A 16,061-nucleotide genomic window follows, 5' to 3' on the forward strand; every position below is an offset into this window, starting at 1 on the left:
GCCGGATGCCGAGCCTCAGGTGCGCGCCAGGACGTGCCGCGGGAGCACTTCGTCCACGAGCCCGTAGTCGCGCGCGCCCTCCGCCGTGAAGACCCGGTCGCGGTCTGTATCGTGCCGCAGCGTCTCGACGGATTGCCCGGTGTGCTCGGCGAGGATCGACTCGAGCTCGGCCCGGATGCGCACCACCTCGTCCGCTTGCAGGATCAGGTCGGGGATGGTTCCCTGCCCGCGAGCCGCCGGCTGGTGCAGCACGACGCGCGTGTGCGGGAGCACCGCCCGCCTGCCCGGCGCCCCGGCGGCCAGAAGCACGGCTCCGGCCGCGATCGCCTGCCCGACGCAGGTCGTCGCCACCGGCGACTGGATGTACTGCATCGTGTCGTAGACCGCGAGCATGGAGGTCAGATCGCCGCCCTCGCAGTTGATGTAGAGGTTGATCGCCAGGTCGGAGTTGTCGGCGTCGAGGTGCAGGAGCTGTGCGATCAGGGCGTTCGCGACGCCGGCGTCGATGGCCGTGCCGAGGTAGATGATCCGCTCGGAGAGCAGGTGCGAGTACACATCCATGATCCGCTCGCCACGCGGATGCTGGGTGATGACGTTGGGGATCGTGTAGCTGCTCACGAGCTCACCTCCCACTCGTCGCGGTCGACGGCATGACCTGCTCGAACGAGTCGACCACGTGGTCGATGAAGCCGTAGTCGAGCGCCTGCTCGGCCGTGTACCAGCGGTCATGGAGGGAGTCGTCGAAGATCCGCTCGACCGGCTGACCGGTGTCGTCCGAGATGAGGCCGAGCACCACATCCCGGGTCAGTCGCAGGTCGTTCGCCTGCACCTCGACCTCCACCGCGGAACCGCCGATGCCGGCCGAGCCCTGGTGCATCAGGATGCGCGCGTGCGGCAACGCATACCGCTTGCCCTTCGTGCCCGCCGAGAGCAGGAACTGACCAGCGCTGCAGGCGAGCCCGAGGGCCAGCGTGCTCACGTCGTTCGGTACCAGCCGGATGATGTCGCGGATGGCGAGCATGGACGGAACGGAGCCGCCCGGGGAGTGGATCCAGAGCGCGATGTCCGCCCGCGCATCCTCGGCCGCCAGGGTCAGGAGCTGGGCAGCGAGCATCGTGCCGTTGTCGTCGTCGAGCGCGCCATCGAGCACGAGGATGCGGTGGAACAGGAGCTGCTGCCGCATCCGGTCGTCGAACTGCGGTCTCTTCTCGTCGTCTGTCATGGGACGAGACTGCACCCGGGCCCGCCTGCCGCGCTGCGATCTCTGCTGTCGGCAGATTCGCTGAGAGCAGACGAGGAACGAGGTCTGGCTGATCTGCAGCCTGACGTGACCCCTAGGGAGTGCAGGTCGCGGTGGAACGGAACGTCTGACTCGAGAGCGTAACGTTCTTGCCGCTGAAGGCGAGCGAAAGCCCCTGGGGCGTCACGGTGACCCCGGTGAGCGTCGTTCCCTTCGGGACGTACTTCGCCAGGCAGACCGCCGGTTTCTGCGCCATCAGCTGTGCCACGATCGCAGGCTGCTGCTCGGGCGACGCGCCAGACGTGACGGTCGCGGCGGTCGGCGTCATCACGATGCTCTGACCGCTGAGCGAGGGCGTCGCCGTGACCTCGTACGCGATCGATCCGGCCGCGACGGCCTGCGTGCCGGCGAACGAGACGGTTCCGTCGCCGAGCGTGACCGCCGTGGTTCCCGGATACGGCGCCACGGTGGTCAGCGCCGCAGGCCCGAACGCGACGGTTCCGTCGAGCTGGTCGACCGGCTTCGTGATGTCGGTCGCCACTCCCTTCGCCCGCAGTTCGAGAGCGGAGGTCGCGCCCTCTGCGGTCAGGGCCGGGATGCTCACCGTCACATCGTCGAACGATCCGCTGAGGTACTGCGTGATCACCGATCCGCCCCCGATCGAGACCTTCACCTCTCCGGTGGCGCCGTCAGGCAGGCGACTCTGGACCTGCTGAGCCGCGACCGTCTCGGCCGCTCCACGCAATCCGCTGTCGGTGAAGTAGAAGGCGACCCAGGCCAGGATCGCCAGGATCGCGATCACCGAACCGGCGATGATCCAGCCGCGCCCGCGCCGGCGCGGTTTCTCCCGCTCGTAGTTCGTCTCGAACAGCGACGCGAACGCGTCGTTGGAGTCGCTCATTCCACACCCCTGTTGCCTCGGCCGCGCGACCGGATGCGCGCGTCCCCCTCGATGAGCCTAGCGGGCATCCTGTTGCGGGGTGGGCTGACCGGGCCTACTCTGCGTGCATGAACGTGACCGACTGGCTGCTCGATTCCGACCCGGCGATCCGCTGGCAGGTGATGCGCGACCTTCTCGACGCGCCGGGATCCGACGTCGAGGCGGAACGCGCCCGTGTCGCCACCGACGGATGGGGCGCGCGGCTGCTCGAGCTGCAGGATGCGCGCGGACAGTGGGACGGCGGAACGTACCGCCCGGGCTGGGCGGACGACTCCAAGCCGTTCTTCGACGCCTGGACTGCGACGACGTTCTCCCTGCAGCAGCTGCGCGACTTCGGGCTGGATCCGGCGAGCCCGCAAGCGCGGAGCGCGATCGCCCGCGTTCGTGACAACGTGCGCTGGGAAGCGACGGGCACATTGTTCTTCGAGGGCGAGACCGAACCGTGCATCAACGGCATGGCACTCGCGATCGGCGCCTACTTCGGCGAGAACGTCGACCGCATCGTCGAGCGGCTGGTCGCGGATGAACTGCCCGACGGCGGCTGGAACTGCTGGGCTGACTACGGCGCGACGGTCTCCTCGTTCAACACGACCATCGACGTGGTCGAGGGGCTGCTCGCCTGGGAGCAGGCGGGCGGCACCTCCGACGCCGTCGCGGTCGCGCGCCGCCGCGGCGAGGAGTACCTGCTGGAGCGCGGCCTGTTCCGCCGCCGCTCGGACGGGCGCGTCGCCGACCCCCGTTTCACCCTGCTCTCCTACCCGACCCGCTGGTACTACGACATCCTCCGCGCACTCGAACACTTCCGTGCGAGCGGGGACGCGCCCGATCTGCGCTGCGCGGAGGCCGTCGAACTCCTGGCCGACAAGCGCCACTCGGACGGCTGGTGGCCCCTCGAGAACGCACACCAGGGCCCCACCCATTTCGAGCTCGACGACGGCGAAGGCCGGCCGAGCCGGTGGGCCACCCTGCGAGCCACGCGCGTGCTCCGCTGGTGGGAGGAGCGGTGAGTGGTGAGCGAGCGGCTATCGGGGTTTGTCCGACATTCCCCTAGTTCGCTCACAGGACGCGTGCGTACGCTCCCAACACCGTCGATGTGCCGGAATTGCGGGGAGGGGAATCCATGACGACTCGGTCGAACCGCGCGCCCAGCGCTGCGCGGGCGCCACTGCGCGTCGGGATGTTCGCCCGCAAGCGCCTCGAGCGGCTGGCCCTGACCGATGCCGCGAGCGGCGCATCCGGGTCGCGATTCGATAACGAAACGCGGGAGTCGTCGACCCCGACCGTGCAGGCGATCCAGGCGCACGCCAACGCCTATGCGAGGCGCGAGGAGCAGCGGTTCTTCGCGAACATCAACCGCGAGCTCACCGAGTACCGCGTTCTCGTGAAAGCGCTCGACAGCGACACCGCCGCCTACGAGGACAAGACCGACGGCCTCTCCCTCGCAGACCGGGGGGCGATCGCCGACGGCCACGGCCCGGCCTTCGAGGAGCTCCGCCGCCTCGAGCGCAGGATCGCGCGCGGCCGCCGCCGCACCGACGAGCTCTCGGCCCTCATCCACTCGCGGTTCACCTCGGCGAAGCTGCGCGCCAGCCGCTACTACGACCACTCCGACGAGAAGATCGCCATCTACTGGGGTGCCTTCCGGCGCTCCGGCACCGCCGACCGTTCCACTGAGCATGCCCCCGCGCTGCGCCGGGCAGAATGGCTGACGACCCAAGAGAACACCCGACTTCTGGAACTCTGGCAGGGGAGAAACGATGCCCAAGCGTGACAAGCCGCTTGCCGACTACAAGGTGCACAAGACGAGCCGCGTCAGACGACGGATGCTGTGGCAGCTGACACGGATGCGCGACGCAGTCGACGTGGAGACCCTCGAGGTCTTCGAACACGAACTCGCCGCGTACGAGCGCGCGGGCGTCGCCGACATCGACCGGCAGCGGACGCGCAACGTCGCCATCGCCGCCGGGCGGGTCGCCAAGTCGCAGACCCGGGAGGAGCTCATCCGCAACGCCCTCCTCCGCTCCGAGATCGATATCCGCCGCGCGGAGATCGCCGCCGAGAGACTCGACGCCAAACTCGCGGGGCACGACCCGCAATTCCACGAGTACGCCTGAGGAGGGGGAACGACATGGCCAGAGACATCGTTCTGAAGCCGCCGCGCATCCGTTCGCAGGTCGGTCACATCTCACCGTTCGCGCACGTTCTCGTCTACCTGCTGCTGCTCGGCATGATCACCGTCGACTACGTGCTGCTCTCGCAGGCACTCACCCTGCTGCTGCGCAATGACAGCCAGTACGGGGCGATCGGCACGCAGATGTACATCATCACCCTGGGCATCTCGCTCGCTGTGGTGACCTTGCCCCACGTGGTCGCGGTGCTGATGCGGCGCATCCAGGCCGGCGTCATGTCGCGTCGTTGGTCCATCGCGGCGATCGCACTGACACTCATCTGGTGCGCACTGCTCGCCACCATCACGATCGCGCGGATCAAGGCCGGCATCGACGCCCAGAACGCGGGCGGACTGACCGGGCTCGAGGGCGCCCCGGCCGCACCCGCGGCGACAGGCTTCTCCTGGTCGGCGCCGGACACGATCATGGCGTTCCTCATGCTGGGTGTGCTGGCCACCTCCGGAGCCATCAGCTTCATCGTCGCCTGGCTGACCACGCGCCCGCTGGTCAGTGCTGCCGAGAAGGCGCACGCGCACGTCGACAAGCTGCGGGTGCACCGCGACCGGCTGCTCGGCGAGGCCGTCGCCGCGCGCGAGGCGACGCAGCAGGCGCTTCGGCTCGATCACGAGGACGCCGTGCGGTACACCGGCGCGCGGATCACCTTCGCGTCGCGCGTCGACCTGCTGCGCGCGCAGCTCGCCACGAAGCTCGCACAGCTGGAACGCGACCCCGAGAGCACGAGCCAGATCATCCGGGAGCTGCGGGCGCGGCATGTCGCCGAGCCGACGGAGATCTCCCCCGCGATCCCGCCGAGGCAGTTGAGCGACTGAGCCGGCCTGCCCCGCTTCCGCACCGCGCTCACGCTCCACATCCCATTCCCGAAAGGACCCGCCCGTGACGTTCCGTCTCGCCCGTGCCGGCCTCGCCATCGCCGCCGTCGTCGCCCTGGGCGCCGGCCTCACCGCGTGTGCACCGGCGACCGCATCCGGTCAGTCGTGCGACCAGTCGAACAAGCGCAACATGGGCGTCGTCGCCGGCAGCACGGCCAACGCGCCGGCCACGGCGCTCGCCGCCTCCGCCATCGCACAGCTGAAGGCCGTCGGCGAGAGCAACGGCAGCGTGACGGTCGTCGTCCCCTCCGGGACCCCTCAGGTGATGGGTACCACGGTGCTCGGATCGACGGCTCAGGATGCGGTGGTCTGCCAGAGCGACCAGCGCAACAAGCTCACACAGATCACCTCGTACATCAACGGCCTCACGGCGACGTCCCCCCAGGTCGACTTCCTCGGCGCGATCGACAGGGCGGCCGCCAACCTGGGCGCCGACCCCATGGGCGTGCTCGTCATGGGCAGCGGCCTGCAGACCACGGACCCTCTCGACTTCGCGACCAGCGGCGTGCTCTACGCCGATCCCACCCAGGTGGTGAGCGACCTCCGGTCACGCGGCCTGCTGCCGACCGACCTCACGGGCGTCACGGTCTACTGGTCAGGGATGGGGGACGTCGCGGGCTCGCAGCCTGCCCTCACGATCCCCGCTCGGAGCAACCTCGTGGCGATCTGGACAGCGATCGTCAAAGCGGCCGGCGGCACGCTGTCACTGCTGCCGGAGCCGTCGTCGGGTACGGCGACCTCGGGGTTGCCCGCGGTCTCGGTCGTGCCGGTCGAGGCAGTGCAGACCAAGACGGACTGGACGCATCCGATCGTGATCCGCAACAGCGACCTGCTGTTCACGAAGGACACAGCGACGTTCACCGACCCGGCGAAGGCCTCGGCCGTGCTGGCGGAACTGGTTCCCTCGATCGAGCAGAACGGCCAGACCGTGACGATCACGGGGACGGCGTCGAAGGATCAGGCGACGGACAACACGGCCGATACAGCGCTCTCGCTGAAGCGCGCAGCAGCCGTGAAGGAGGCGCTCGTCGGGCTCGGAGTGCAGGGCTCGCTGCTTCAAACGGCTGGAGTCGGCTACGAGTGGTGCGGCTGGAAGAGCGAGACGGATGCGGGCGGCGCGTACTCGGACGCACTCGCCGAGCAGAACCGGTCCGTCATCCTGACTTCGGCCGGAGTCGGGCTGTGCGGGTGACTCGTCGTTCGTCCCCTCAGCTGTAGTCCGCCGTGACCGTGCGCGCTCGGCCGTCGAGCCGGAGGCGTCCGCCGTACGGAATGATCCACTGCGGGCGCGTGTGGCCGAAGGGGACGCCGACGCAGACGACTGCCTCGGCGTTGTAGCGCGCCACCTCGGTGACGACCGCATCGCGTTGAGCGGCGCGGAGGCGTGCGCGCTCGTCCGCGGGCGGCACCTCTTCGAAGCCGCTCACGGGAGGTCGCGCGACCAGCACCCCGCGAACGGCGGCGAGAATCCCGCGCTCGCCGAGGGCCCGGACCCACCGCTGCACCAGCACGGCGGGCGGCAGTTCTTCACTGGACTCGAGGATCAGGATCGTGCCCTCGAGGTCCGCCAGCGACGGCAGCCGGTCCGCAAGGGCCAGCTGGTCGACGACCTCGAAGCATCCGCCCCACGTGCGACCGGCGACCTCGCGTTCCGGTCCGGCCCAGGTCCACGGCTCCGTCGGCTCTCGCTCACCGAACTCGACCAGTGCTCGCGGGGTCAGCCAGTCGTGCCCGAAGTCCTCCGACTCTCCCGGATCCGTGAGCTGCAGCTCGCCACCCGTGAACAGGGCGGCCCGAAGTGAATCGAGCTGAACGTCGTCGATCCGCGGGCCGGGCCCGAGGTGCACCTGAGTCGATCCGCCGTAGTATCCGGCGATCCCGAGCGACCAGAGCCAGGCGAGAAGGTTGGTGTTGTCGCTGTAGCCGAGGAAGATCTTGGGGTCCGCGGTGGCGAGCTCGGCGTTCAGGTGAGGGATGACCGTGATCTGATCGTCCCCGCCGATGGTCGCGAGGATCGCCCGGATCGACCGGTCGCCGAAGGCCGCATTGAGGTCGGCGGCGCGATCCTCAGCGGTCGCGTCGAGTCTGCGCGTCGTCGGGTACTCCACCGGCACGAGTCCGGTCGCCGCGATGAGCCGACGCATCGCTTGTTCGTGGACGGCCGGCGCGAATCCGGGGGCCGCGAACGATGGCGAGAGCACAGCGACGCGGTCGCCCGGCACGAGTTTGGGCGGAGACGACAAAGCACGAGACATCGCACCATTCAACCAGCCACGAGTCCCGGAACGGCCGCCCGATGCACGGTGATTCAGGACTCGTCGAGCTCCCGGGGAACCGTGATCGCGTCGACGAGGGCACCGTTGCGCCAGACGGTGATCTCGATGGGTTTGTCGATCGCATCCTCGACCATGAGCTGCTGCACGGCGGTGGCCGTCACGACCTGCTTGCCGGCGAGTTCGACGACGATGTCGCCGCGCCTGAGTCCGGCCTCCGCGGCCGGGCTGCCTGCCGAGACGCCGGCCACCTGCAGGCCTGTCGGTGAGCCGATGCGGGCGGCGAGTTCCGGCGAGAGCGGCACCTGAGCGCCGGCGATGCCGAGCCAGGCCCGGCGCACGCGGCCCGTGGTCATGAGCGCGCTGATGATCTCCCGGGTCGTCGCGTTGATCGGGACCGCGAGGCCGACTCCGATGCCCGCGACCGCCGTGTTGACGCCGATCATCCGGCCGGAGCTGTCGGACAGCACTCCCCCGCTGTTGCCCGGGTTGAGTGCGGCGTCAGTCTGGATCACCTCGTCGATCACACGGCCGGACGGGGTGGGCAGCGAGCGGCCCAGGGCGGAGACGATTCCGGCGGTGACGCTCCCGGCGAGCCCGAGCGGATTGCCCAGCGCGACGACGACCTGGCCGACGTGCAATTGCGACGCATCCCCGAACTCGACCGGATGCGGTACCGGGCCGCGCGCGTGCAGCACGGCGAGGTCGGAGAGGGTGTCCCGGCCGACCACGTCGGCCGTGGTGGTCGTGCCGTCGGCGAACGCGGCTTCGGCGCTGTTCGCACCGGCGACGACGTGCGCACTGGTCAGGAGGAAGCCGTCGGGCGTGATGACGCTGGCGCTGCCCGCACCCGACCCCCGGATGCTGCGCACCGTGACGCTCGCAACGCTCGGCAGCACGCGGGCTGCGACGGCCATGACCGTTCGCGAGTACGCGTCGAGCAGCCCGTCGTCATCCATCGCCGGCAGTTCGTCCATGGCACCAGAGCGTACGTCCGGCTGCGACCGCCGTGGCCGCCGTTCGCTGGCAGCACACCGGAGCCGGGGCGCCGCCGCTCAGGGCGCCGCCGGCGTTCACGTCGCCGACGGTGCCTCGGCTCGCGCGAAGCGGCGCAGCCGCAGACTGTTCGTCACCACGAACACCGACGAGAACGCCATCGCCGCGGCCGCGAGCAACGGGTTCAGCAGGCCGAGCATGGCGAGCGGGATCGCGGCGACGTTGTATGCGAACGCCCAGAACAGGTTGCCCTTGATGACGGCGAGCGTTCTGCGGGAGAGGCGGATCGCATCCGCGACCACGAGCAGGTCGCCGCTCACGACAGTGATGTCGCTCGCCGCGATCGCGGCGTCGGTTCCCCCGCCCATCGCGATTCCGAGGTCCGCGGCGGCGAGGGCCGCTGCGTCGTTCACGCCGTCGCCCACCATCGCGACGAAGCGGCCCTCCTCATGGAACGACCGGATGAGAGCGAGCTTGCCCCGAGGCGTGACGCCGGCATGGACGTCGTCGATTCCCACCTCGGCTGCTGCAGCGCGCGCGGCGCCCGCGTTGTCGCCCGTCAGGAGCACGGGGCGCAGGCCGAGAGCGCGAAAGCGGCGGATCGCCTCCGCGCTCGACGGCTTCACACGGTCGCCGATGGTCACCAGACCGCGGAGTTCGCCATCCCAGGCCACGGCGATCACGGTGCTGCCGGCCGATTCCGCCGCGACGATCGCGTCGCGTGCCGTGGTCGGCACGGCGATCGACCACGATTCCGCGATCCAGGATGCGCGCCCGACCACCGCGAGACGGCCGCCGACCAGCGCCTGCACACCCTGACCGGCGTGCGCCGTGAATTCGTCCACGAGCTCGACGCCGACGCCGTGAGCGCGTGCGTGCTCGACGACGGCCCGGGCGATCGGATGCTCGGAGCCGTGCTCGACGGCGGCCGCGATCGCAAGCACCTCCGCGTCGGTGGTCGCCGCGAACGCGGAAACCCCGGTGACCGTCATCGCGCCGGTCGTCACGGTGCCGGTCTTGTCGAGCACGATCGTGTCGATGGTCCGCGTCTGTTCGAGCACCTGAGGTCCGCGGATCACGATGCCGAGCTGGGAGCCACGACCGGTCCCGACGAGCAGGGCGGTCGGCGTCGCCAAGCCGAGCGCGCAGGGGCAGGCGATGATCAGAGTGGTGACTGCCGCGGTGAACGCCAGCTCGACGGGAGCGCCTGAGACCAGCCAGAGGGCGAACGCCACGAGGGACAGAGCGATCACGACGGGAACGAAGACAGCGCTGACCCGGTCGGCCAGGCGCTGGACCGCGGCCTTGCCGGTCTGCGCCTCTTCGACGAGACGGCCCATCCGAGCCAGCTCCGTGTCGACGCCGACGCCGCTGATCTCGACGACGAGACGCCCGCCCACGTTGACCGTGGCGCCGACGACCCTCTCACCGGGGGCGACCTCGACCGGCACGGATTCGCCGGTCAGCATGCTGAGGTCGACCGCCGACGACCCGTCCACGACGAGTCCGTCGCTGGCGATCTTCTCTCCGGGCCGAACGACGATCCGGTCGCCGACGGCCAACGCGACCACGGGCACGCGCACCTCGACGCCGTCTCGCAGCACCGACGCATCCTTCGCCCCCAGCTCCAGCAGAGCACGTAGAGCCGCGCCTGACTGCTTCTTGGCGCGCGCCTCCAGGTACCGGCCTCCGAGGATGAAGACGGTGACCGCCGAGGCGACCTCGAGGTAGAGCTCGCTCGCACCCCGCTCGGGTGCGCCGACGAGCGTGAAGGTCATGTGCATCCCCGGTTCGCCGGCCGAGCCGAAGAAGAGGGCGTAGAGCGACCAGCCGAACGCCGCGAGCACGCCGAGACTGATCAGGGTGTCCATCGTGGCCGCACCGTGGCGAGCGTTGATCGCTGCCGCGCGGTGGAAGGGCCAAGCGCCCCAGACCGCGACGGGCGCCGCGAGGGCGAGTGAGAGCCATTGCCAGTCGGTGAACTGCAGAGCCGGGATCATCGACATCAGCACGACCGGGACGGTCAGGACTGCGCTGATCAGCAATCGCTGACGCAGCAGCAGGCTCTCGTCGTGGTCGGGCGCTTCCGAACCGTCGACGGCGTCACGCGGCGGCGGCAGCTCGGCCTTGTAGCCGGCGGCCTCCACTGTTGCGATCAGCTCCGCCGGATCCGTTCCCTCAGGTGCCTGCACACGCGCCTTCTCGGTCGCGTAGTTCACGCTGGCCTCCACGCCGGGCAGCTTGTTCAGCTTGCGTTCGATGCGCGTGGCACAGGATGCGCAGGTCATGCCGCCGATGTCGAGCTCGACGTCGACGAGGCTCACGCGTCGACCAGTGCGTATCCCGCTTCTTCGACGGCGGCGCGAACGACGTCGTCGTCGAGCGGGCCGTCGGATGCGACGGTCACGGACGACGTGCCGCCTGCGTCGAGGTCGACGGCGACCGACTCCACGGAGCCGAGCGCGGTGAGCTCTTCGGTGACACTCATGACGCAGTGCGAGCAGGTCATCCCGCTCACGAGGTAGGTGGTGGCAACGCTCATGGGAGGGTCCTCTCGGTGGATCGGCGCATCGAGGGCAGATACCCCAGGCCGGTATCAAACTATACCCCCACCTGGTACAGGTCAACCATTCGGCGAGAGGTTGACAGGATACCCCATAGGGGTATACCTTGGCCGGCATGAGCGAGGACCAGCAGCACGATCATGAGGGCCACTCCGGGCACGAAGGCCACGCCGACCACGTCGGCCAGTTCCGGCGCCTCTTCTGGATCATGCTGGTCGTGGCCGTTCCGGTGGTCGGATTCAGCCAGATGTTCGCGATGATCCTCGGCTACCAGCTCCCTGATGCGGCCTGGGTCTCCTGGATCTCGCCGGTGCTGGGCACGGTGATGTTCTTCTGGGGCGGGCGCCCGTTCCTGACCGGGGCCGTCTCCGAGCTCCGCGCGCGCAAGCCCGGGATGATGCTCCTCATCGCGCTCGCCATCACCGTCGCATTCATCGCATCGTGGGGAGCGAGTGTCGGCCTCCTCGACGAACAGCTCGACTTCTGGTGGGAGCTCGCCCTGCTCATCGTGATCATGCTGCTCGGTCACTGGATCGAGATGCGCTCGCTCGCGCAGACGTCCTCGGCGCTCGAATCACTGGCCGCACTCCTTCCGGATCAGGCGGAGCGCGTCACTGGCGACGAGGTCGAGCTGGTCTCTCCCGGCGATCTCAGGATCGGAGACGTCGTCGTCGTCCGCCCCGGCGGCCGGGTGCCCGCCGACGGTGACGTCACCGTGGGCACGGCCGACGTGGACGAGTCGATGATCACCGGCGAATCGCTGCCGGTCACCCGGGCACCCGGCGACCATGTGGTGGCGGGTACCGTCGCCACGGACAGCGCGATCCGAGTGACGGTGACCGCGGTCGGCGCCGACACCGCGCTGGCGGGCATCCAGCGACTGGTCGCCGAGGCTCAGAACTCCAGCTCCCCGGCCCAGCGGCTCGCCGACAAAGCGGCCGGCTGGCTGTTCTGGTTCGCGCTCGGCGCCGGCGTCATCACGGCCATCGTGTGGACGCTCGTCGGCAGCCCCGACGATGCGATCGTCCGGACGATCACCGTGCTGGTCATCGCCTGCCCCCACGCCCTCGGTCTCGCGATTCCGCTCGTCGTCTCGATCTCGACCGAGAGGGCTGCGAAGGGCGGGGTGCTCATCAAAGACCGCCTCGCATTGGAGAGCATGCGCAACGTCGACGCGGTGTTCTTCGACAAGACCGGCACGCTGACGAAGGGTGAGCCGATCGTGACGCACGTCACCGCATCCGGACGTCTGACGGAAGACGATGTTCTCGCCCTCGCGGCGGCCGCAGAGGCTGACAGCGAGCATCCGCTGGCCGAGGCGATCGTGCGGGCGGCGCGGGAACACGGGCTCGCGCTGTCCCGCGCATCCGACTTCCGGGCTTCCACAGCGGTCGGCGTGACCGCGACCGTGGACGGCCGCACGGTGGCGGTCGGCGGACCCGCCATGCTGCGGGAACACGATGAGCTGCCGCTCCCCGGCACGGGGGCGTGGGCGGATCAGGGCGCGATCATCCTGCACGTGATCGTCGATGGGCGGGTCGTCGGCACGGTCGGCCTGGCCGATGACGTGCGGGAGGAGTCCCGGCAGGCGGTCGACGCGCTGCACGCCCTCGGCATCCAGGTCGTCATGATCACCGGTGACGCCCAGGCGGTCGCCGACTCGGTCGCCGCTGAGCTCGGGATCGACCGCGTGTTCGCAGGCGTCCGTCCCGAGGACAAGGCCGAGAAGGTCGCCGGACTGCAGCACGAGGGCCGGACCGTCGCAATGGTCGGCGACGGCGTCAACGACGCGCCCGCGCTCGCGCAGGCAGACGTGGGGATCGCGATCGGCGCCGGCACGGATGTGGCGATCGCTTCGGCCGGCGTCATCCTCGCCAGTGACGACCCGCGCTCGGTGATCTCGGTGATCGAGCTCTCGCGCCGAAGCTATCGCAAGATGCAGCAGAACCTGTGGTGGGCCGCCGGGTACAACCTGATCGCGGTGCCGCTCGCCGCCGGCGTGCTCGCCCCGATCGGGTTCGTGCTGCCGATGGAAGTGGGAGCACTGCTGATGTCGGCCTCGACGGTGGTCGTCGCACTGAACGCCCAGCTGCTGCGCAGACTGGATCTGCGCCCGGCGGTCAGTGTCCGCTCCGTGCTCCGCTCGGAGTCTGCAGACGCGCGCGAGCCCGTCAGGGTGTGACCGCGACAGCTGCCAGCAGCCGCTCCCACGAATCCGCGAAGGTGGCGATGCCGGCGGCCTCCAGCGTGCCGGCCACCTCTGCCATCGAGATGCCGACCGCACGCAGACCCTCGATGACCTGCCGAGAGTCGTCCTCGGTGCCCGCGATGGCATCGGCGGGGATGCGCCCGTGGTCCCACACAGCCTCGAGAGTCTTCTCCGGCATGGTGTTCACGGTGTGCGGGGCGACGAGCTCTTCGACGTACCGGGTGTCGCGCATCCGGGGATCCTTGACTCCCGTAGACGCCCACAGGGGCCGCTGGGGATTCGCGCCCGCGTCGGCGAGCACGAGCCAGCGCAGCTCACGGAGCGACTGCTCGAAGATCTCGTAGGCGAGGCGGGCATTCGCAACGGCCGCCTTCCCACTCAGGACTTCCGCAGCGCGACCGCCGACGGCCTCGAGACGCCGATCGACTTCGACATCGACCCGCGAGACGAAGAACGACGCGACCGAGTGGATGCGCGAGAGATCGCGGCCGTCGGCACGCGCCCGTTCGAGTCCGCGTTCGTACGCCTCGATCACCTGCCGGTAGCGGTCCAGCCCGAAGATGAGCGTCACGTTGATGCTGATGCCCGCGGCGATGGCGTCCTCGATCGCGGCCACCCCAGCCAGGGTCGCCGGAATCTTGACGAACACGTTCGGGCGATCCACCAGTTCGTGGAGCCGGATGGCCTCCGCCAGAGTCGCCGCCGAGTCGTGAGCGGCCGCGGGGCTGACCTCGATCGAGACCCGGCCGTCGCGTCCGCTCGTCGACTCGTGGATCGGGAGCAGGATGTCGCAGGCGGACTGCACGTCCTCCGTCATGAGGGCGACAGCGATCTCCGCGGCGCCCGCACCGGACCCGCGCAGCTCGGCGAGCCGGTCCCGATACCCGACGCCTTGCGTGAACGCCGCCGCGAAGATGGTCGGGTTGGTCGTGATGCCGACGACATCGCGTTCGGCGATGAGACGCTCGAGCCCACCCGAGACGATGCGGTCGCGCGAGAGGTCGTCGAGCCAGATGCTCACCCCGGCCGCCCGGAGATCACCGGTGGCGGTCATGAGGCGATCCTCGCCACGATGTCGCTTGCGGTGGTGGTCATGTGGCTCTCCTTCGATCGCCGATTGCCGCAGTCAGTCTCGGCGCGATGCCGCTGCTGCGAAGTGTTCGTTACCGGACGGGGCGAGAGCCCCGGTGAACCGGGAGGTGCGCGTGCGAGCGCCCGCCGCCTGCACGCCGCGGATGGACATGCACAGATGCTCCGCCTCCAGCACGACGCCGACCCCGCGCGGTGCGAGTTCCTCCTCGAGGCGGTCCGCGATCTGAACCGTGAGTCGCTCCTGCAGTTGGAGGTCGCGGGCGAAGTACTCGACGACCCGTGCCAGTTTCGAGAGCCCGAGGAGCTGTGCCGCCGGGAGGTATCCGACGTGCGCGACTCCGCGGAACGGCAGGAGGTGGTGGGCGCAGAGCGAAGTGAACGGGATGTCGCGCACGAGGACGAGGTCGTCGTAGCCGCTCTCGTTGGGAAAAGCGGTCATCGTCAGCGGATCGCGTTCGAGGAGCTCGCGGTAGGAGGCTGCGACCCGGCGTGGGGTGTCGACGAGGTCGGGGTCGGCCAGGTCCCGTCCGAGAGCCGCGAGCAGTTCGCTCACGGCATCCTCCGCACGAAGGCGGTCGAACGTCTGTCCGCGCCGTCTCGTAACGAAATCCCGCCCGAGCTCCTCGCCGTCCACATCCGTCACCAGTGACATCGTCTCGTCCTCTCGGTATGACTTGAGGGTAGGTTCGTCGCATTTCTTTTGTCAAGAAATACTTTTTTAGAGATAGGATGCGGTCATGAGCGATTCAGATCCGGCCGACCCTGCCACCGTCGTCGCAGCTCTCGCCGACCCGTCGCGTCGGGCGCTCTACATACAGCTGCGCAACAGCGACCGTCCGCTGGGCCGTGACGAGCTCGCCGAGCGGACCGGGATCCCCCGAGCCACCGTGGCCTTCCATCTCGACAGGCTCGAGGCCGTCGGGGCCCTCACCACCGAGTTCGCGCGCCGGTCCGGCCGCAGCGGCCCGGGCGCGGGACGGCCCGCGAAGTTCTACTCGCTGGCCGACGACGAGGTGACCGCTTCCATCCCGCCACGGCGCTACGACCTCGTGGGAGACATCCTCGCCACCGCCGCCGAGGAGTCCGATCGCACCGGCTCACCCGTGCGCGAATGCCTGGTCGCCGTCGCGCAGAACCGAGGACACGAGATCGGCGACGCGAACGCTCCCCTGGTGGACACGCTCGCCGGCATCGGCTACGAACCGACCGCCGAGCAGGACGGCGGCTTCCGGCTCACGAACTGCCCGTTCCACCGACTGGCTTCGCGCCACACCGACCTGATCTGCTCAGCGAACACGGCGTTCGTACGCGGTCTCACCGACCGCTCGACCGAGGAGCGGCAGGTGTGGCTCGAGCCATCCGACGGCCACTGCTGCGTGCGGATCGGCCCGCGGGACCAGGCGGTGTGACCACGCACCCGCGCTGCTGAGCCGAGACTGCGGAATCAGTGGTGTTTGTGCTTCTCGCCGACGATCTTCGCCTTGGCGCTGTGTTCGACGAGCACGGCGATGTAATCGCGGAGCTTCGCGTTCTTGAACGACTCGTAGTCGCCCTCCACGATCTGCTCGATGTGCTTGCCCGGCACATCCGGATACTTCTTCTTCAGTCGTTTGACGACGTCTTCGATCGCTTCGCGTTCGCTCTTCTTCTGCGGCACCAGGCCAGCCTGACGGGTGAAGGTTGCGGGAT

17 protein-coding genes are annotated in these 16,061 nt (G+C 69.4%); 7 read left to right on the plus strand and 10 right to left on the minus strand.

The window, feature by feature from the left end; all coding sequences use genetic code 11:
* Window positions 1-15 precede the first annotated feature (15 nt).
* The 3 genes from ACFVV0_RS08040 to ACFVV0_RS08050 form a co-directional block, all read right to left on the minus strand.
* Window positions 16-618, minus strand: a complete 603-nt coding sequence (locus tag ACFVV0_RS08040; RefSeq protein WP_387060791.1) for a ClpP family protease — start codon at window positions 616-618, stop codon at window positions 16-18.
* A 4-nt stretch (window positions 619-622) separates the two neighbouring features.
* Entirely contained in the window at window positions 623-1,222 is a 600-nt protein-coding gene (locus tag ACFVV0_RS08045) for a ClpP family protease (RefSeq protein ID WP_387060794.1), read from the minus strand.
* 112 nt (window positions 1,223-1,334) lie between these two features.
* Window positions 1,335-2,141 carry a DUF2993 domain-containing protein gene (locus ACFVV0_RS08050; RefSeq protein WP_387060797.1) on the minus strand — a complete coding sequence of 269 codons (807 nt, stop codon included), beginning with the start codon at window positions 2,139-2,141 and terminating at the stop codon, window positions 1,335-1,337.
* 107 nt (window positions 2,142-2,248) lie between these two features.
* Here ACFVV0_RS08050 and ACFVV0_RS08055 point away from each other — a divergent pair, with 107 nt between their 5' ends.
* The 5 genes from ACFVV0_RS08055 (at window position 2,249) to ACFVV0_RS08075 (ending at window position 6,430) form a co-directional block, all read left to right on the plus strand.
* Window positions 2,249-3,187, plus strand: a complete 939-nt coding sequence (locus ACFVV0_RS08055; protein ID WP_387060799.1) for a hypothetical protein — start codon at window positions 2,249-2,251, stop codon at window positions 3,185-3,187.
* Window positions 3,188-3,300: 113 nt separating this feature from the next.
* The gene (locus tag ACFVV0_RS08060; RefSeq protein WP_387060802.1) at window positions 3,301-3,951 is read left to right on the plus strand and encodes a hypothetical protein; all 651 of its coding nucleotides are present in this window, start codon (window positions 3,301-3,303) and stop codon (window positions 3,949-3,951) included.
* Window positions 3,938-4,294 carry a hypothetical protein gene (locus ACFVV0_RS08065; RefSeq protein ID WP_387060805.1) on the plus strand — a complete coding sequence of 119 codons (357 nt, stop codon included), beginning with the start codon at window positions 3,938-3,940 and terminating at the stop codon, window positions 4,292-4,294. Before ACFVV0_RS08060 ends, ACFVV0_RS08065 begins: the two co-directional genes overlap by 14 nt.
* Window positions 4,295-4,308: 14 nt before the next feature.
* Window positions 4,309-5,178 (plus strand): hypothetical protein, encoded by an 870-nt coding sequence (locus tag ACFVV0_RS08070; protein ID WP_387060807.1) that lies wholly within the window; start codon window positions 4,309-4,311, stop codon window positions 5,176-5,178.
* A 64-nt stretch (window positions 5,179-5,242) separates the two neighbouring features.
* Window positions 5,243-6,430 (plus strand): OmpA family protein, encoded by a 1,188-nt coding sequence (locus ACFVV0_RS08075; RefSeq protein ID WP_387060810.1) that lies wholly within the window; start codon window positions 5,243-5,245, stop codon window positions 6,428-6,430.
* Window positions 6,431-6,446: 16 nt separating this feature from the next.
* Here the strand turns inward: ACFVV0_RS08075 and ACFVV0_RS08080 are convergent, their stop codons facing one another.
* From ACFVV0_RS08080 to ACFVV0_RS08095, 4 genes are all read right to left on the minus strand, one after another.
* The gene (locus ACFVV0_RS08080; RefSeq protein ID WP_387060811.1) at window positions 6,447-7,493 is read right to left on the minus strand and encodes a S66 peptidase family protein; all 1,047 of its coding nucleotides are present in this window, start codon (window positions 7,491-7,493) and stop codon (window positions 6,447-6,449) included.
* A 53-nt stretch (window positions 7,494-7,546) separates the two neighbouring features.
* On the minus strand, window positions 7,547-8,488 hold the full coding sequence (locus tag ACFVV0_RS08085; RefSeq protein ID WP_387060814.1) for a S1C family serine protease: 942 nt from the start codon (window positions 8,486-8,488) through the stop codon (window positions 7,547-7,549).
* Between the two features lie 96 nt (window positions 8,489-8,584).
* The gene (locus ACFVV0_RS08090) at window positions 8,585-10,831 is read right to left on the minus strand and encodes a heavy metal translocating P-type ATPase (RefSeq protein ID WP_387060817.1); all 2,247 of its coding nucleotides are present in this window, start codon (window positions 10,829-10,831) and stop codon (window positions 8,585-8,587) included.
* On the minus strand, window positions 10,828-11,049 hold the full coding sequence (locus tag ACFVV0_RS08095; protein WP_387060820.1) for a heavy-metal-associated domain-containing protein: 222 nt from the start codon (window positions 11,047-11,049) through the stop codon (window positions 10,828-10,830). The genes ACFVV0_RS08090 and ACFVV0_RS08095 overlap by 4 nt, the downstream gene beginning before the upstream one ends.
* 137 nt (window positions 11,050-11,186) lie before the next feature.
* Here ACFVV0_RS08095 and ACFVV0_RS08100 point away from each other — a divergent pair, with 137 nt between their 5' ends.
* Window positions 11,187-13,253, plus strand: coding sequence for a heavy metal translocating P-type ATPase (locus tag ACFVV0_RS08100; protein ID WP_387060823.1), 2,067 nt, complete (start codon window positions 11,187-11,189; stop codon window positions 13,251-13,253).
* On the opposite strand, the gene tal is transcribed toward ACFVV0_RS08100, so the two are convergent.
* Together tal and folE are read right to left on the minus strand one after the other, a co-directional pair.
* Window positions 13,243-14,334: a transaldolase gene (tal, locus tag ACFVV0_RS08105; protein WP_387060825.1), complete on the minus strand. Its 1,092-nt coding sequence runs from the start codon at window positions 14,332-14,334 to the stop codon at window positions 13,243-13,245. The genes ACFVV0_RS08100 and tal overlap by 11 nt on opposite strands.
* 72 nt (window positions 14,335-14,406) lie before the next feature.
* The gene (folE, locus tag ACFVV0_RS08110) at window positions 14,407-15,024 is read right to left on the minus strand and encodes a GTP cyclohydrolase I (RefSeq protein WP_387060828.1); all 618 of its coding nucleotides are present in this window, start codon (window positions 15,022-15,024) and stop codon (window positions 14,407-14,409) included.
* Between the two features lie 85 nt (window positions 15,025-15,109).
* On the opposite strand from folE, the gene ACFVV0_RS08115 reads away from it, so the two are divergent.
* Complete coding sequence (locus ACFVV0_RS08115) at window positions 15,110-15,781, plus strand: helix-turn-helix transcriptional regulator (RefSeq protein WP_387060831.1); 672 nt, start codon at window positions 15,110-15,112, stop codon at window positions 15,779-15,781.
* Between the two features lie 35 nt (window positions 15,782-15,816).
* On the opposite strand, the gene ACFVV0_RS08120 is transcribed toward ACFVV0_RS08115, so the two are convergent.
* Window positions 15,817-16,029 carry a three-helix bundle dimerization domain-containing protein gene (locus tag ACFVV0_RS08120; RefSeq protein ID WP_387060834.1) on the minus strand — a complete coding sequence of 71 codons (213 nt, stop codon included), beginning with the start codon at window positions 16,027-16,029 and terminating at the stop codon, window positions 15,817-15,819.
* Between the last annotated feature and the right edge of the window lie 32 nt (window positions 16,030-16,061).

This window comes from Leifsonia sp. NPDC058230 (genome assembly GCF_042882245.1).
Lineage (GTDB): Bacteria > Actinomycetota > Actinomycetes > Actinomycetales > Microbacteriaceae > Leifsonia.

Bases quoted from the DNA above. Each gene is read 5' to 3' on its own strand.
- ACFVV0_RS08115 (WP_387060831.1), top strand. From the start codon at position 15,110: ATGAGCGATTCAGATCCGGCCGACCCTGCCACCGTCGTCGCAGCTCTC.
- folE (WP_387060828.1), bottom strand. From the start codon at position 15,024: ATGTCACTGGTGACGGATGTGGACGGCGAGGAGCTCGGGCGGGATTTC.
- ACFVV0_RS08055 (WP_387060799.1), top strand. From the start codon at position 2,249: ATGAACGTGACCGACTGGCTGCTCGATTCCGACCCGGCGATCCGCTGG.
- ACFVV0_RS08080 (WP_387060811.1), bottom strand. From the start codon at position 7,493: ATGTCTCGTGCTTTGTCGTCTCCGCCCAAACTCGTGCCGGGCGACCGC.
- ACFVV0_RS08050 (WP_387060797.1), bottom strand. From the start codon at position 2,141: ATGAGCGACTCCAACGACGCGTTCGCGTCGCTGTTCGAGACGAACTAC.
- ACFVV0_RS08095 (WP_387060820.1), bottom strand. From the start codon at position 11,049: ATGAGCGTTGCCACCACCTACCTCGTGAGCGGGATGACCTGCTCGCAC.
- ACFVV0_RS08045 (WP_387060794.1), bottom strand. From the start codon at position 1,222: ATGACAGACGACGAGAAGAGACCGCAGTTCGACGACCGGATGCGGCAG.
- ACFVV0_RS08085 (WP_387060814.1), bottom strand. From the start codon at position 8,488: ATGGACGAACTGCCGGCGATGGATGACGACGGGCTGCTCGACGCGTAC.
- tal (WP_387060825.1), bottom strand. From the start codon at position 14,334: ATGACCGCCACCGGTGATCTCCGGGCGGCCGGGGTGAGCATCTGGCTC.
- ACFVV0_RS08100 (WP_387060823.1), top strand. From the start codon at position 11,187: ATGAGCGAGGACCAGCAGCACGATCATGAGGGCCACTCCGGGCACGAA.
- ACFVV0_RS08070 (WP_387060807.1), top strand. From the start codon at position 4,309: ATGGCCAGAGACATCGTTCTGAAGCCGCCGCGCATCCGTTCGCAGGTC.
- ACFVV0_RS08060 (WP_387060802.1), top strand. From the start codon at position 3,301: ATGACGACTCGGTCGAACCGCGCGCCCAGCGCTGCGCGGGCGCCACTG.
- ACFVV0_RS08065 (WP_387060805.1), top strand. From the start codon at position 3,938: ATGCCCAAGCGTGACAAGCCGCTTGCCGACTACAAGGTGCACAAGACG.